This is a genomic window from Mesonia sp. HuA40 (assembly GCF_008017835.1).
GTDB lineage: Bacteria > Bacteroidota > Bacteroidia > Flavobacteriales > Flavobacteriaceae > Mesonia.
The window spans coordinates 92,710-107,535 of sequence record NZ_VRLT01000056.1 but is presented as its reverse complement, the minus strand read 5'-3'; the positions used below and the strand labels follow the sequence as shown (position 1 = coordinate 107,535).

The window sequence follows — 14,826 nt, the reverse complement described above, 5'->3', positions numbered from 1 at the left end:
ATTGATTTTAATTGAATTTCCTTTTTATAAACCACTTATCATTTAATGATAAGCCCACAAAGAAACTAAAAAACTTTTCTTCAACCAAGTTGTTTTTGGTGGTACCTCTTTGGCCATACTCAACCCCAAGATTGATATTGGTTAAAAAGTCTCCTGCTGGCAATCCAACTCCAAAAGATATGCCAAACTCATCAATATTCTCTTGATTAATCGCTAAACCTAAGTCTTCATAACGTAATCCTGCACGGTAAGTAACTCGTTTGAAGTACCCTGTAACATCATTAAAATTAGGTATATAATATCCTCCTAACTTATAAGAATGTCCTGTATTAAACGCTAAATTATTTAAACTATACGACCGATTTGAGAATTTATTTGCCTCGGTAATTTGGTATTCAAATCCGGCAAACCACTTTCTAGGCTGCCCTATACCGGCGCCGAAACTTGAGACCGCACCCAAGTCTAACTCACTATCGGCTACAGCTATCTCACGTTCCTCTGCTACCAATTCATCATCTCCTAGATTAAGTACAATAGTAGCCAATTGCCGTTCGTTTTTAGCATTTAAAGTACTGGCTGGCGCATAGGTAGCAGATACTGTTAACTGCAGTTTATCTGTTAGCATTTTCTCGTAATGTGTACCAAAATTAAATCTAAAACCGCTAAGATCTGATCTATTCTTTTCTCGGGTACCAAATTGAACGTTCTGTTGTCTTAAAATACTTTTATTCTTTATATTACCAAAGTAGTACCCACCTTCAACACCTACGCTAAGCTCTGGTAAAACTTGATAAGCTGCACCTAAGTAAAGTTTGTTTACGCCACCACTTCCGCTAAAGCTAGCTTCGCGATCCTCGGTGAAGTCACCCATTTCATAACCTACAGAGCTAAATGGTTTGAGCCCAAAACCAAAACCAAATTTACCCGCAGGAAAAGCTAGAGCAATATAATTTAATCCTGTAGCGGTAACTTTACTTTCTGAAATATTATCACTTATCGTATTGCTAGTATGCGAGGCACCAACACTAAAAGTGGTTAAACCTAAACCAGCATATCCAGCCGGATTTTGCAGGTTGATATGAATACTATCTGATTTGATGCCCAAGCCACCCATAACTCTATTTTCTACGGTACCGCTAAACTTATTGGTACCTACCCCAAAAAAGGAGTATGGCGATGCGGTGTTATCTTGTGCAAATCCTGCAAAACCTAGAAAGGTTAAGAGAATAAAAAATGTTTTTTTAATCATTTATTTAAATTAAATTCTAAAATGTAGTTTAATCCTTTGACCAGAAAATTGGGCGCTGCAAATATGCTATTTTTTAACCGCTTAGACAAAATTTCGTGATCTCCCCCAGTAAAAATAACTGTTAAATCGCTGTATTTTTTTTTATAATCATCTATAAAGCCGTCTATTTCTCTTGCCAATCCTTCAACTGCGCCAATCTGCATTCCTTTATTAGTATCATCTCCTATCAAAGGTAGATCATCAAAAGGCTGATCTCGTAAATCTGGCAATCCAGCGGTAAAAGAATGCATGGCGGCAAACCGCATTTTTAAACCTGGCGAAATTGCCCCTCCTAAATATTCATTTTGATCATTTATAAATTCATATGTCACACAAGAACCAGCATCAATAACCAAAACATTACGTGCAGGGTAATAACCGACGGCAGCGGCAGCCAAAGCAATTCGATCTTTACCCAAAGTTCTTGGAGTGGCGTATAAATTACGAAAAGGAAGAGAGGTTGTTGCAGATAAATGTATAAAATCAATTTGCCGAATCTTAAAAACCGATTCTAACTCAGGAATTAATACACTCACATTACAAATAATCGCTTTACGGATTAGATTTTCGGATAAAACTGAATTTATTTTTTCCAGCAAATCGTCACGCTCTACACGCCACCAAGCAGCAATATTATCCTGCTGAAAAACAGCCACTTTAGCAAGTGTATTACCGATATCTAAAATTAAATTGCTCAATCCCTTTCATTTTATTTCACAACAAATGTAGTTTTTTTTATCAAATTATTTGGTAGAATGTAAAAATGAATATATATTTGCCACCGCTTACAAGCACTGGTGCCTTAGCTCAGTTGGTAGAGCAAAGGACTGAAAATCCTTGTGTCCCTGGTTCGATTCCTGGAGGCACCACCGCAAAACCTCGATCTTTTGATCGGGGTTTTTTGTTTTAAACTGGTTATGCATTTTCTTTATATTATTCACAGCCCAACCCTAAATAAATTCTATGTTGGAGAAACAATAGACATCCAAAATAGAATTAACAAGAACAATAAACATAGCTTTAATGAGTCATTCACAAAGGCTGCAGCCGATTGGAAACTGGCACTCGCTTTTAAATGCAGAAACAAAAACGACGCGCTTTATTTAGAGAAGTTTATTAAAAGAATGAAAAGCAAAAAGTTTATACTTAAAATTTAAATCGGCCCGATATCTTAAAGGACATCATTAATAAAAAATAGTCCCTGGTTCTCCCGAAGCATAGGGACTAGAGGCACCACCGCAAAACCTCGATTTTTTGATCGGGGTTTTTGTATAATTGTCACAGCTAACTAACGACAATGAAGGCAAAAATATGAAGACAACCACATAAAGAATAGAATAACTCAATAGCTTTAGGCAAGTAATTCATTAGTCTTTCTTTGTCACTTTATACTTCTACACACTAAATTGCTCTTCTTCAAATTGAATACCATATTTTTCATTTAAAAAGTTTTGTAAAGAAGTAATAGACATACCTGAATCAAAGTTTATATTATATCCTTGTAAATTTTCTCGCTCTTTACCCGTATTAACCTTTACCCCATATAGATCTTGAATAACATTGGCTAATATTTTTAAATTAGCATTACGCATATTAACTATGCTGCCGTTTTGCTCTACACTAGTGTTTTGATTGTTTTCTGCCAGATAAATCTTTATTTTATCATTTTCTAGACCTAAAGTATAGCCTTTCTCTAACTTTTGATTTTTATTTATATGTAAATCATAATAATCAAGAAACTTTTTTAATATATGGTTTTTATGCGCCGTAGCATCAGGGCCTCTATACTCTAAAGTGTAAAAATTTTTATCAATTCTGTCATCAACAATAACATCTTTTAAATCAACATCTTGAAGAAAAGAAATTAAATGTCGCAAATCTGCTCCTCTTACTTCATAACCATTTTCTAGTTTTTTATAGGAATAATATTTTGTACACTGAATATCATTATCTGCATTCGTTTTATTTTTACCTTCATAGATAGTAAAGCTAATAGAATCGCTATACACTTCATCTATAACCTTCACACTTCTTGCTTTATTCTGACAAGAAGCCAATACGCTAATTGCCATAAAAATGACCACTAGCGTATTAACGAATATAAAATTCTATAATTCATTTATTTTATTTTCGATTAATCTGCACGACAAGTCTAATCACTCTTAAAATCACAGGGATTATAACTAAAACAGCAAAAAAATACCGTAACTGAATGAAAATTATTGCTCCAAATAGTTTTAAAGCTATAAAAATAATATAGCTACGAGAAAAATAGAAATATCGAGGTTTTTATTTATTATTCTTGATGGTTATTCTTACTACAAGTAGCAAAAACTATACTAGCTAACAACACAACAAAAGGTACTCTAAAAAAATTTTTGATCTTATTTTTTAAATTTAATTATACTTTTTTTAGATGTATGGCCAAACACGATTGCAAGAAAAAAAAGAATAATATCTAAAAATTTAAAATGTTAAAATTTCATCTCATTAAGCATATATGATAAATGTAAAGGTAAAAATTCTATTCTTAGGATTAGTAGTACAAATAAACCCATTTATATATGATTTTACGCTTTTAGTTTGATGTAAACACTTTGGTTGGGTATTCCTGCAAAAGCCGTAATATTTGCCGCAGGTATAGGTAAATCATTATTCAAATCTTGCTAACTGGCATAATAAAAAAGCTCATAATCTGATGGCGACACACCTAGAATCTGGTGATTATTGACGGTTAAATCCCAGAAATAATTAGCTCGATCGTCGTAACATATCTTTAAATTATTAGCTTCATTTATTTGCACTTGTGTCAATTGTATCTCGTCGGTTAAAAGACAACCTGTATTATTTACGGTAACCTCAACACTATAATCACCCGGATTGGTCACCGTAAGGGTATTGGTATTGGTGTAGTTCACCACGCTACCATTCATTTTCCACGTATGGTTATAAAGCTGAGTATCTAATCCCGTGGTCAAGGTTTTAGATTGCCCCAAACAAATGGCTTCATCGTCTCCAAGATTTACATTGGTTTGAAAACTACCCGCCTCCAAAAAAATGGCCGAATCAAAATTAGCATCGTTAGAATCTGCTATTAAAAGCTCTATTTTATAGGTATCACCTGGGACAATTTGAGCCAAGGCTTTCATCACCTTGGTATACCCGCGCATATTTAAACCAGCATTGGGTTGATTTACCAAATATTCACCAAACAAATGTTTATTATCTGATGAACAAGAATTGTTGTAAGTCTTGTCTTTTATATTCTTTACGGAAACAGGGGTAGTTGTTCCAGGTATTACCGCTAGATTTTGTGATTGGCCAGTATTAAGATTGGTCAATACAAACGCAAAAACATCACTAGAAACACATTGCCACTGCCCATACTCATTTGAAGCAAAGACAAAGTTAAAACTGAAGTCATGAGACAACGGCACAAACTCAAACAATAAAAATGCCACGTCGGTAATTTGAGCGTGTTGTCCTGAGGCAGCATTTAAATTTTCTAAGTAGGCATTAGTATTTTGATTTATTTGAGAACTCAGGTGGTTCCCTGAAAACGGACCTTCGCTATGCTTTGCGTTTCCACTTCGAATAATCACGCCTTCCTCAATAGGAAAATTACTGTTGTTTTGAGAAAAATAACCAACCGCTTGACTGGATGACATCTCTTCATTGAATAAACTAGAACACGCATTATTCAATAACATTTCACTTAAGTCTTGTGCATTATATGTATTCACATCTACCTGCACATTCTGACAAAATCCAATATTGAAGATCAAAAAAACAACCAACACAGCATATTTCATAGCGACTCCTAATTTATTCTTAAAATCGATGGCAAAAATAATCGATTATCTTAATTTTTACACGATTAAAGGTATTTTATTTCGGATAAATAACAAACAATTTTTTGATATTTTTTAATATATTGTATTTCAGCGGATTAAAATGGATTTATACAGATAAATCACTCCAGATAAAGTACTTGCAAAATCGATTTAAGGTTATTTTTCGCCGTCATAAAACTATTATCTGTAGTTAAAGATCAATTTTGTACCTTTAATCTTAATTTAAAGGTTAAAAATTATGCGTTTTATTAATGAGACTTCTGTCTATTTAAAAGAGAAAGGATTTGAGGCACCAGAAATTGGTATCATATTAGGTAGCGGATTGAGCGATTTTGTGAATCATATCAATATTATTCAAGAGGTATCTTACAATCATATTCCGCATTTTCCTACCGCAACAGTTGAATTCCATAAAGGTAAACTTATATATGGTGAGTTAAGCGGAAAGAAAATTATGGTTATGCAAGGGCGATTTCATTTTTATGAAGGCTATACTTTACGGGATGTGACTTACCCGGTACGTATAATGAAAAATCTAGGAGTGAAACACTTATTGGTATCTAATGCAGCTGGCGGTTTAAATTTGAATTATAAGACCAGCGACTTAATGCTGCTTGAAGATCATATTAACTTATTAGGAGATTCACCTTTAGCTTTTAAAGGTGTTGCAAAACATGGAGAGCGTTTTGTAGATATGAGTAATCCCTATGACACTGGTATGCGCAAAAAGCTAATGAAAATAGCTAAGGAAGAAAACATTAAGCTACATCAAGGGGTGTATGCCGCAGTAAAGGGTCCGCAATTAGAAACCAGGGCAGAGTATAGGTATTTGAAACTGATTGGCGCCGATGCAGTAGGAATGAGCACCGTACCAGAAATTATTGTAGCCAATCATTTAAAATTACCTGTCATTGCTTTATCGGTTATTACCGATTTGTGTGATCCAGACCATTTAAAACCTGTGAATATTAAAAGTATAATGCAAGCCGCTAAGCAAGCTGAGCCGCAAATGATCACTTTATTCTGTAAACTCATCGCAAGTTTATAAAAAAAGAGGCGAAGATATCTCTCCGCCTCTTTCTAAATTTTAGATTTAATAGATTACCTAGAAATTTCTAAGATTTCAAAAGTAATCTTGCCATTAGGCACTTGAATCTCAGCTTCTTCACCTGCTTTCTTACCCAACAATCCTTTCCCAATAGGAGAATCTACCGAAATTTTACCGGCTTTCAAATCGGCTTCGCTTTGGGCTACTAATTTATATTGCATCTCCATATTATTGGCAAGATTTTTTAGCTTCACCGTAGAATGGATTAATATTTTTGAGGTGTCTAGTTGTGATTCATCAATTACTCTTGCATTTGAAACCACCTCTTCTAGTTTAGAAATTTTCATTTCTAATAAACCTTGAGCTTCTTTAGCTGCGTCATACTCTGCATTCTCACTTAAATCTCCTTTGTCTCTAGCTTCTGCTATAGCCTGCGAAGCTTTAGGACGCTCAACGTCTCTTAAATGATCAAGCTCTGCTTTAAGTTTTTTCAAACCATCTGCAGTGTAATAAGATACTTTACTCATAACTTCATCGTTATTAATTATACTATAAAAAAAAGAATCCTACTCGCATAGGATTCGTTAAGACCAAAGATAATAAAATTAAATCAGTAAAACAATTTATATTCGCACACAAAAACTATTATGATGAAATACCTCAATTTTTTGCTTTTAACTTGCCTTCTTTTTGCGGGTTGCGATTCTGATGATGGCCGTTTAGACAATCCTTACTTGTCTGGGGCACCTGTAAATCTAGAAATAAATCTTAGACTACCACAATACACTCCTTTGTTAAATCCTGCTAATCCCGTTTTTATACCCAACCAAGGTAATGTTGGTATTGTTGTAATGAACACCGGCACAAACACCTATGTAGCTTTTGACGCCTCAGACCCTAACCACCCTATTTCATCTGATTGCTATGCCATGCAACTAGAAGGGACTCGATTAGTTTGTGATTGTGAGCAAAATACCTACGAATTGTTTACCGGGAATTTTATAAGTGGTGAGAATTTGAGGTTCCCTTTGTATGCTTATCGTATTTCTAAAATAGACAACAACACCCTAGTGGTGACTAATTGATTAAATTAATTCCCCCTCCTTCCTTTACGGAAGTAAGGGGAACATAATTTTAACTGTTTAAAATTTTAGGTTAATACCGAATAAAAAGTTTATAGTAGCCTGCGGATAATAACCAGCACCTTCTAGGGTCTCTAAACCGCTTGGAATATTGGTATTTTCAACCTCATAATTGAAGTAATAGCCGTTGGAAACATATTTTACATTAAAAATATTATTCACCAAACCAGTAAAAACTATTTCGTTAAAAAAAGGTGGTTTTTCCCAAACGTATTGCAAATTCAAATCGTTAATAAAGTAATCGTCTAATCGTGAAGCCTCACGCTCAAGATTACTCATATATTGTTCTCCTACATATTTACTCAACCAATTGATTTGAAGATTTTTTACCGGTGAAAACCGAATAGCATTAGCGGCCACTACACTAGGTGAAAATGCAATTTCTGTATTGCCAAAATTTTGCAGCTCACCATCAAAACGAGTTTTAAAATCTCTATTTTGATTTTTACTGATCGCCACATTGGGGTGAAGGCTTAATGTATTGGTAAGTTTGATACTGGCATCTAATTCGATTCCTGCTCGGTAACTATCGCCTACGTTTTCTCTGACAGCTCCTCCCTCTGCATCAATTTCACCAGTTAAAACCAATTGATTTTTATAATTCATGTAATAGAAATTAGCATTTAAGACAAGTTTTGGTGTTTGCCAACGCCATCCCCATTCAAAATCGTCTAAACTTTCTGGCTCAACATCTGCATTGTTGAATAACGCATTTTCAAAATCTGAACGGCTTGGTTCTCTGTGCGCTTTGGCATATGAAAAGTAAAGTTGATGGTCTTCAGCAGGTTGATAGGTAAGTCCGAATTTAGGGTTAAAAAAACTATATTGCTCATCAACACCTAAAGGAATACCCTCTTCAATTGCTCCATTTGTTTCATATCCGATCCATCGTCCTTGTAAATCGATATAGGTATTAAGCTTATTGTTTAGTGCGTATGATATTTTGGTGTATAGATTTGCATCGGTTTTAACCGCATCATTATCATAATAAGGCACATAAGGTTCTTTATTTTGTGCAAATCGGGTATAAATAACTTCTCCAAAATGATCTCCTTCGTAACGATTTGCCCCTCCACCAATAAGAGCATTAATCCTCTTAAAATTATATTGAACACTAAAGGTTGTACCGTAAAAATGATTATCTAACCATTTGGTATTAATAAGATCTGAAGTTTCAACCAGTTCGCCATTAGCTGTAAAGCTTGGTAAATTATAGTCGTTTAAACTTGCATCTTCTTGAAATTCCTCATAATAACCTTTACCGCGCGTGTAATGTAGCGCAAAATTTGATGACCATCTACTATCATAAGTCTGGTTCCACAACAGTTGGTAATGGTCTTGCCAGTAATTATCGGTTTGGTTATCATAATACTTTACTACTCCTTCATCTGTAGTGTATTCTCCTGCGGGGTTGTACCGTCTATCCTCTTTTAACTGATTGGCATCTATGCCATACCAAGCTTGGTAGGTCTTTTCTTTATTACCAAAAGTTATCGCTTTAATCTTGGTATTCTCATCAATAAAAGCGGCTTGCAAGAAATAAGAGCGCATCGAGCTACTGGCTCTATCAATGTAACCGTCGCTCTCAAGAACAGAGGCTCTACCAGATATTTCCCAGTGTTGATTAAATAAACCGGTGCTAAAATTTAGGGTATGTTTATGGGTATTAAAAGAGCCATAACTGTTTGATAACTCGGCATAAGCTTTTTCAGAAAAGTCTTTTGTAGCGATATTTATACTCGCACCAAAGGCACCTGCGCCATTTGTTGAGGTTCCTACACCACGTTGTAATTGCAAACTCTCGATAGAACTGGCCATATCGCTTAAGTTTACCCAGAAGCTCCCTTGGCTTTCGGCATCGTTATAAGGAATACCGTTAATGGTCACATTGGTTCTTGACGCATCGCTACCTCTAACCCGTAAAGACGTATAACCAATACCAGCCCCCGCATCTGATGTCATAACCACTCCTGGCATATAACCCATTAACACTGGTATATCTTGTCCTAGATTTCGCTCTTCAATTTCATCCTCCTCCAAATTGGTGTAAGCAATGGGCGTTTTTTTGGTTGCTCTAAGCGCCTGAATAAAAACCTCCTCTAAGTTCTCTTCTACTCCATCTAAGCTTATATTGAGTCGTGTATCTTTATTCAAAAACACCTCAACTTTTTTGGTATTGCCCGATGTTACCACCAAATTATAGTCTCCCTTTTTTAATTTTAATCGGTATTTACCGTTTTGATCGCTTAGCGTTCCCATTTTTGTGCCTTCTATACTTATTTGAGCGTAAGGCACCGGTTTTTCATTTCTTGATATTTCGCCAGATAAAACATAAGTTTCCTCTTGGGCAGAGACTATACTGGCAGAAATTAAACCAACTAAAAATAATACAATTCTCATTCGTAATTTTTTTTAAATACGAATAAAAGGGGCGATTATTCTTGGTAAATTATTAAACATAAAAAAACCTGCAATTCTTTTCGTCAAAAGAAAAACAGGAGTACACCTACAACAAAATGCTGCTAGCCGCATTTTCCCTTGGCAACATTACTTGCCCAGGTTCATTGGGTATGATCTCAGCCTTCTTCAAGGCACCCCTTAGAGATGCTGCGAAATTAATTCTTTTTTTGATTTTACCATAACTTTAAGGCACTTTTAAAAATTTGCATTCTATTTTTGAGCATGTCTGAATCTACAAAGAAAAGAATTACCCTTAAAGTTAGCCTTGGCTATCTGTTACTTACTGTTTTTACAGCAGCATCTATTTACATAATTTACTCTCAGGTAGTCGAATTAAATCAGGCAGGGAAAGAAAATACCAAAAATCAAGAGCGCCTATTGTTAATGAACAAGATGGTGACAAAAATTTATAATACCGAAGGAATCAGTCGCGCTATTATTCAAAATCAAGAGGCAGACAAGGTCGACTCTTTAGAAAGACAGCATGATTCTATACACTCGTTAATAGGCCAATTAAAAGAGGTATACCCCGATCGAGAAATAAAAATTGAATTAGACAGCCTCAATGAGCTACTCGTTCTTAAACAAGAAAATCTTTTAGAACTACTAAAATTAAGATCTCAAAACTCAAGTGTAAATTACTATGACAGAGTGCTCAACAATTTAAAAAAGGTAAATTATTTATTTGAGGAAGACAATTATGATAAACTTTTTAAAGATCATAGTCCGCATGCGCGTAGGGCTCTTATAAAATGGTTAGAATATGCAAAAGAAGACAACGCCCAGCGGCTGACCCAGCAAACCGCCGATTCGCTCATAACTTCGGTTAAAAAGGTATTGAGCTCTTTAGAGCGCGAAGAAAGACGCTACCAAACTGAAGTAATTGCTAAAGAGAATGCCCTTATAAAAAACGATCAAAAACTATCGGCGCAACTTCAGAAAATTAGGAATGAGATTGAACGAGAAGAACTACAACAATCTGTACAACAACTTCAAAATTCGCAACAAGCCATTAGTAAAACCACTTTAATTATAGGAGTATTAGGGGTGGCCTGTATTTTTACTATTTTGTTATTTGTAATTTTAATTTCAAGAGACACCAGAAGCAGTTCTCGTTACCGGGAAGAACTCGAAAAAAGCAAACGATATGCCGAGTTTTTATTGAAACGCTATAAGCAGATTTTAGCCACTGTTACGCATGATTTAAGGTCTCCCCTAAATACTATTTTGGGTTATTCTGATTTGATCAATCAAGAACCGTTAACTGCGAGGCAAAAGCACCAATTGGGACAATTGCAAAAATCATCAGACTATATTTTACAAATGGTCAACCGGCTACTTGACCTTTCAAAGCTTGAAGCGGGAAAAATCGGTTTAGAAATTTTACCTTTCGTGCCTAAAAATTTGGTAGAAAACTGCATTAGTGCTGCGATACCTGCGCCAGCCAAAAAAGCTGTTGAACTTGAAATTTCTTTTGGCGAACACACCGGGCTATCTTTCTTAGGTGACCCCTTTAGAATACAACAAGTGTTAACCAATCTCATTAACAACGCTTACAAATTTACTCAGAAAGGTAAAATAGAAATAAAGACAAAATTACAACCGGTCACGCGTAAAAAATTCAATCTTCTTATAGAGGTAAGTGACACAGGAATTGGCATAGCCAAGAGTCAACAGGAAGAAATTTTTGAAGAATTTACACAAGCGAACAATAAAATTGAAAGCCAATACGGTGGTTCAGGATTAGGACTAGCCATTACAAAAAAAATCATAAAGCTCTTAAACGGCAGTATTTCCTTAACAAGTGAACCCGGTGTTGGAAGCGTTTTTAAGATTGAAATACCGGTTCATCTCAATGAAGACCGAGTAAAAATCCGTAAAGACATTAAAGTACGCAATGCTAAAGATAAAAAGATTTTACTCGTTGATGATGAGCACAGCCAACTTGAATATTTAAAAGCGATGTTAGAAAATTCCGACTTTAAATGTTCTACAGCCAACAACGGCAAAACCGCTTATAATTTGCTTAAAAAAAGGAAGTTTGATTTGGTAATTACAGATATTCAAATGCCCGTCGCTAGCGGATTTGATTTGCTCAAAAAAATGAAAACTGATGCAATTTTAAAAAGCATTCCCATAATTGCACTTACGGGTAACACACAGCTCAAAGAAGAGGATTATCTTATAAAGGGGTTTTCGGCTATGCTTATTAAACCTTATAAATCTCAAGAATTACTACTAGAGATTGCTCACGTCTTAAAACTAGAAACGTTCCAAAAACAAACCAGAATATCCACACCTATAAGTAAAGACAAATTGTTTACGATATCCGAAATACAAAATTTCACTTTGGGTGATGATGATGCTACAAGAAATATTATTAAAAGTTTCTTAGCAAGTTGCCAAAACAGCGCAAAACAATTAAACTACAGTTTAAGAACAAAGCAATTTGAATCTGTTGGAAAAACAGCTCATAAATTACTTCCTATGCTTAAACAATTACAAGCCAGTAAATGCGTGGAATCATTTGAATTATTAGAAAAACAAGGACTCCAAAATCCAAGCCAATTAGATGAAGAAAACTTGATTAAGGCTATTGAAGAACTAAGCCTATTAATTAAAGCGTTGAAAAATTATTTAAATACGTCTAATTAATAATCTATATTATACTGCTTTAATTTATTATAGAGCGTTTTGCGATCTATTTGTAACAACCTTGCGGTTTTACTCTTATTTCCGCCCGTTTTGGCCAGCGTATCTTTAATTAACTGAACCTCATTTTTATTTTTAAATAACGAATAAGATTCTTGGGGTTCGGGTTTTACTAGAATTTCTTTTGGCAAATCTGTTTCCTCGATATAGTCGTTTTGTGCTATTAAGCTGGCTCGCTTTACACAATTTTGTAATTCGCGTAAATTTCCTGGCCAAGAATAGCGCTCCATTCTACTCATTGCTTCATCGGTAAAACCCAAAATTTGTTTATTTAAAATTTGGTTGGCTTGGCTTAAAAAATGGTTTGCAAAGAGCACTAAATCTTCTTTTCGATCCGCTAAAGCAGGAATTTGAATACTAAATTCATTTAATCGGTGGTATAAATCTTCTCTAAAGTGACCCGCCGCAACAGCTTTGTCTAAATTTTCATTTGTAGCGGCTATCACCCGAATATCCACTGGGATTTCAGTATGACTTCCTATAGGTTTTATTTTCCTTTCTTGCAAGGCTCTAAGTAAATGAATTTGCAGTTCATAAGATAAGTTACCTATTTCATCTAAAAATAAGGTTCCGCCGTTGGCAGCTTGGAAATGACCCACCTTATCTTGAATAGCTCCAGTAAAAGAACCTTTCACGTGCCCAAAAAATTCGCTAACAGCTAATTCTTTGGGTATAGCACCGCAATCTACTGCGACAAAAGCCTTTTTACCACGTTTGCTTTTATGATGTATTTTTTTTGCTACATACTCTTTACCTGTACCGCTTTGGCCTACAATAAGCACTGAGAAATCTGTGGGAGCCACTAAATCTATATAATCTGCCAAAGTCTTTGCCTCTTTACTCACCCCTTGTACGTATTTCTGCTTTTGAGACTCTGAAATTAAAGCATCCGATTTCTTATGGGCTTTAGTTGTTTGTTTTATAGCACTTTTCTCAAATCCTTGCAACTCCTTGAGCGCGTTCTTTATGCTAGCAAGTAGTTTCTCGGGGTTAACAGGCTTAGCAATATAATCAAAGGCGCCACTTTTCATCACTTCAACCGCTTTACTCACTTCTGCATACCCTGTCATTAAAATCACTTTGGTAGACCAATTATTCTGCTGAACACGATCAAGCAATACCGTTCCTTGCTTTTCGGGCAAACGTACATCTGTAAGTAAAACATCAAATAGATTTTGATCGAGTTCTTTATGTGCTTGCTCTGCACTTGTACAGGTGGCAACTTCAAAACCCTTTTTGGTTAAAAAAGTGGCTAACATCTGGCAAAATGCAAGATCATCTTCAACGATTAAAATTCGGTTCACAATGCGTAATTTATTTACAAATTTAGTCTAAACAAAAGCAATCCATTCTCAATTTTTTCATAAAATAAGACCGCCTTTTAAGGCGGTCTTCACTAACTGTACAAAACTAACCAATCTTAGCTTTCGCTACAAATTTTCATATTTTGGATAAATCCAATTTCCTTTTTCATCTAAATAAACTACTTGTTTCTCGTCTTTAGCATTTATTAGTTCTACTTTATAATCATTTTGCTTATTTACATAAATCTTAACCGATTTACTCTTTTCAAATCGTTTGGTAATTGACTGTATAATTGATTTTTTTACTTCAATCTCCGGCAGAAAAACAAAACCATCGCTTAGAACGCTTTCATTCTTATTTATGGCTTCAACTTTACCATTTTGTGAAAACCCTAAACTGATAGAACCTAGGCAAAAAATAAGCATTATTAGTATTTTCATCATGTAATGGTTTCCTTTATTAATACTATAGAAAAAAGCATACCATTTAATTATAAAGTCAAGTATTGGCTAAAATCTAGTAATAGTCTAGCGTTTCTATAAAATAGAATTTAAACAATGTGTAGAATTCCACACACAAGTGTGTAATTTTTCTACACTTCCTCACCTATAAAATTCTACAAAGGAGGTTTCCTATTTCGTTTCTTTTCCGAATGCAAGCGTTTATTGTGAAGTCTCTTTAATCGGGCAGCCTTTGTAGGAAGAGTTTTCTTTCGCTTTCGCGGAACTTTTAAGCTCTTTTTAAGCGTCTGTAGGAACTGCCGTATTACTAATTGTTTATTTTTAAACTGGCTACGGCTCTCTGCGCATCGCATTTGTAAAACCCCATCTTTATTTAAATAGGAGCTTAATTTTTGGGATAGCCGTTCTCTTTCTTCAGCTGTAAAACACTCTGAATTTGAAAGGTCCCAGTATAATATTATTTGCGAATATGTTTTATTAGCGTGCTGTCCTCCAGGGCCACCGCTAAGGCTAGCCTTAAATTGTGTTTCGGCTAGTATTTTTTCTTCTTGCAAAC

13 protein-coding genes, 1 tRNA gene and 1 riboswitch are annotated in these 14,826 nt (G+C 35.0%); of the genes, 5 read left to right on the top strand and 9 right to left on the bottom strand.

The window, feature by feature from the left end; translation table 11 throughout:
- Positions 1 to 7: 7 nt before the first annotated feature.
- Together FT993_RS09270 and FT993_RS09265 are read right to left on the bottom strand one after the other, a co-directional pair.
- Complete coding sequence (locus tag FT993_RS09270; protein ID WP_147862265.1) at positions 8 to 1,249, bottom strand: hypothetical protein; 1,242 nt, start codon at positions 1,247 to 1,249, stop codon at positions 8 to 10.
- The gene (locus FT993_RS09265) at positions 1,246 to 1,986 is read right to left on the bottom strand and encodes a type III pantothenate kinase (RefSeq protein WP_147862264.1); all 741 of its coding nucleotides are present in this window, start codon (positions 1,984 to 1,986) and stop codon (positions 1,246 to 1,248) included. Before FT993_RS09265 ends, FT993_RS09270 begins: the two co-directional genes overlap by 4 nt.
- A gap of 98 nt (positions 1,987 to 2,084) precedes the next feature.
- On the opposite strand from FT993_RS09265, the gene FT993_RS09260 reads away from it, so the two are divergent.
- A tRNA-Phe gene (locus FT993_RS09260) sits at positions 2,085 to 2,157 on the top strand.
- Positions 2,158 to 2,205: 48 nt separating this feature from the next.
- Positions 2,206 to 2,445, top strand: a complete 240-nt coding sequence (locus tag FT993_RS09255; protein ID WP_147862263.1) for a GIY-YIG nuclease family protein — start codon at positions 2,206 to 2,208, stop codon at positions 2,443 to 2,445.
- Between the two features lie 237 nt (positions 2,446 to 2,682).
- Here the strand turns inward: FT993_RS09255 and FT993_RS09250 are convergent, their stop codons facing one another.
- Positions 2,683 to 3,360, bottom strand: coding sequence for a hypothetical protein (locus tag FT993_RS09250; protein WP_147862262.1), 678 nt, complete (start codon positions 3,358 to 3,360; stop codon positions 2,683 to 2,685).
- 594 nt (positions 3,361 to 3,954) lie between these two features.
- The gene (locus FT993_RS09245) at positions 3,955 to 5,100 is read right to left on the bottom strand and encodes a choice-of-anchor L domain-containing protein (protein ID WP_147862261.1); all 1,146 of its coding nucleotides are present in this window, start codon (positions 5,098 to 5,100) and stop codon (positions 3,955 to 3,957) included.
- Between the two features lie 280 nt (positions 5,101 to 5,380).
- Here FT993_RS09245 and FT993_RS09240 point away from each other — a divergent pair, with 280 nt between their 5' ends.
- Positions 5,381 to 6,190 (top strand): purine-nucleoside phosphorylase, encoded by an 810-nt coding sequence (locus FT993_RS09240; protein WP_370450892.1) that lies wholly within the window; start codon positions 5,381 to 5,383, stop codon positions 6,188 to 6,190.
- A 53-nt stretch (positions 6,191 to 6,243) separates the two neighbouring features.
- Here FT993_RS09240 and greA read toward each other — a convergent pair whose 3' ends face one another.
- Positions 6,244 to 6,717: a transcription elongation factor GreA gene (gene greA / locus FT993_RS09235; RefSeq protein ID WP_147862259.1), complete on the bottom strand. Its 474-nt coding sequence runs from the start codon at positions 6,715 to 6,717 to the stop codon at positions 6,244 to 6,246.
- A gap of 120 nt (positions 6,718 to 6,837) precedes the next feature.
- Here greA and FT993_RS09230 point away from each other — a divergent pair, with 120 nt between their 5' ends.
- Positions 6,838 to 7,275, top strand: a complete 438-nt coding sequence (locus FT993_RS09230) for a hypothetical protein (RefSeq protein WP_147862258.1) — start codon at positions 6,838 to 6,840, stop codon at positions 7,273 to 7,275.
- A gap of 57 nt (positions 7,276 to 7,332) precedes the next feature.
- Here FT993_RS09230 and FT993_RS09225 read toward each other — a convergent pair whose 3' ends face one another.
- A complete protein-coding gene (locus FT993_RS09225) occupies positions 7,333 to 9,732 on the bottom strand; it encodes a TonB-dependent receptor domain-containing protein (RefSeq protein ID WP_147862257.1) in 2,400 nt (799 codons plus the stop codon).
- Between the two features lie 117 nt (positions 9,733 to 9,849).
- Positions 9,850 to 9,941, bottom strand: a riboswitch (TPP riboswitch).
- A gap of 73 nt (positions 9,942 to 10,014) precedes the next feature.
- Between FT993_RS09225 and FT993_RS09220 the strand changes: the two genes are divergently transcribed.
- Positions 10,015 to 12,447, top strand: a complete 2,433-nt coding sequence (locus FT993_RS09220) for an ATP-binding protein (RefSeq protein WP_255504464.1) — start codon at positions 10,015 to 10,017, stop codon at positions 12,445 to 12,447.
- On the opposite strand, the gene FT993_RS09215 is transcribed toward FT993_RS09220, so the two are convergent.
- The 3 genes from FT993_RS09215 to FT993_RS09205 all read right to left on the bottom strand — a co-directional run bounded on the left by FT993_RS09215 (position 12,444) and on the right by FT993_RS09205 (position 14,824).
- The gene (locus FT993_RS09215) at positions 12,444 to 13,808 is read right to left on the bottom strand and encodes a sigma-54 dependent transcriptional regulator (protein WP_187240795.1); all 1,365 of its coding nucleotides are present in this window, start codon (positions 13,806 to 13,808) and stop codon (positions 12,444 to 12,446) included. The genes FT993_RS09220 and FT993_RS09215 overlap by 4 nt on opposite strands.
- Before the next feature lie 126 nt (positions 13,809 to 13,934).
- The gene (locus FT993_RS09210; RefSeq protein ID WP_147862254.1) at positions 13,935 to 14,252 is read right to left on the bottom strand and encodes a hypothetical protein; all 318 of its coding nucleotides are present in this window, start codon (positions 14,250 to 14,252) and stop codon (positions 13,935 to 13,937) included.
- 173 nt (positions 14,253 to 14,425) lie between these two features.
- On the bottom strand, positions 14,426 to 14,824 hold the full coding sequence (locus tag FT993_RS09205) for an aminoacyl-tRNA hydrolase (RefSeq protein WP_147862253.1): 399 nt from the start codon (positions 14,822 to 14,824) through the stop codon (positions 14,426 to 14,428).
- Positions 14,825 to 14,826: the final 2 nt, after the last annotated feature.

Bases quoted from the DNA above. Each gene is read 5' to 3' on its own strand.
- FT993_RS09245 (WP_147862261.1), bottom strand. From the start codon at position 5,100: ATGAAATATGCTGTGTTGGTTGTTTTTTTGATCTTCAATATTGGATTT.
- greA (WP_147862259.1), bottom strand. From the start codon at position 6,717: ATGAGTAAAGTATCTTATTACACTGCAGATGGTTTGAAAAAACTTAAA.
- FT993_RS09225 (WP_147862257.1), bottom strand. From the start codon at position 9,732: ATGAGAATTGTATTATTTTTAGTTGGTTTAATTTCTGCCAGTATAGTC.
- FT993_RS09250 (WP_147862262.1), bottom strand. From the start codon at position 3,360: ATGGCAATTAGCGTATTGGCTTCTTGTCAGAATAAAGCAAGAAGTGTG.
- FT993_RS09270 (WP_147862265.1), bottom strand. From the start codon at position 1,249: ATGATTAAAAAAACATTTTTTATTCTCTTAACCTTTCTAGGTTTTGCA.
- FT993_RS09220 (WP_255504464.1), top strand. From the start codon at position 10,015: ATGTCTGAATCTACAAAGAAAAGAATTACCCTTAAAGTTAGCCTTGGC.
- FT993_RS09210 (WP_147862254.1), bottom strand. From the start codon at position 14,252: ATGATGAAAATACTAATAATGCTTATTTTTTGCCTAGGTTCTATCAGT.
- FT993_RS09230 (WP_147862258.1), top strand. From the start codon at position 6,838: ATGATGAAATACCTCAATTTTTTGCTTTTAACTTGCCTTCTTTTTGCG.
- FT993_RS09240 (WP_370450892.1), top strand. From the start codon at position 5,381: ATGCGTTTTATTAATGAGACTTCTGTCTATTTAAAAGAGAAAGGATTT.
- FT993_RS09255 (WP_147862263.1), top strand. From the start codon at position 2,206: ATGCATTTTCTTTATATTATTCACAGCCCAACCCTAAATAAATTCTAT.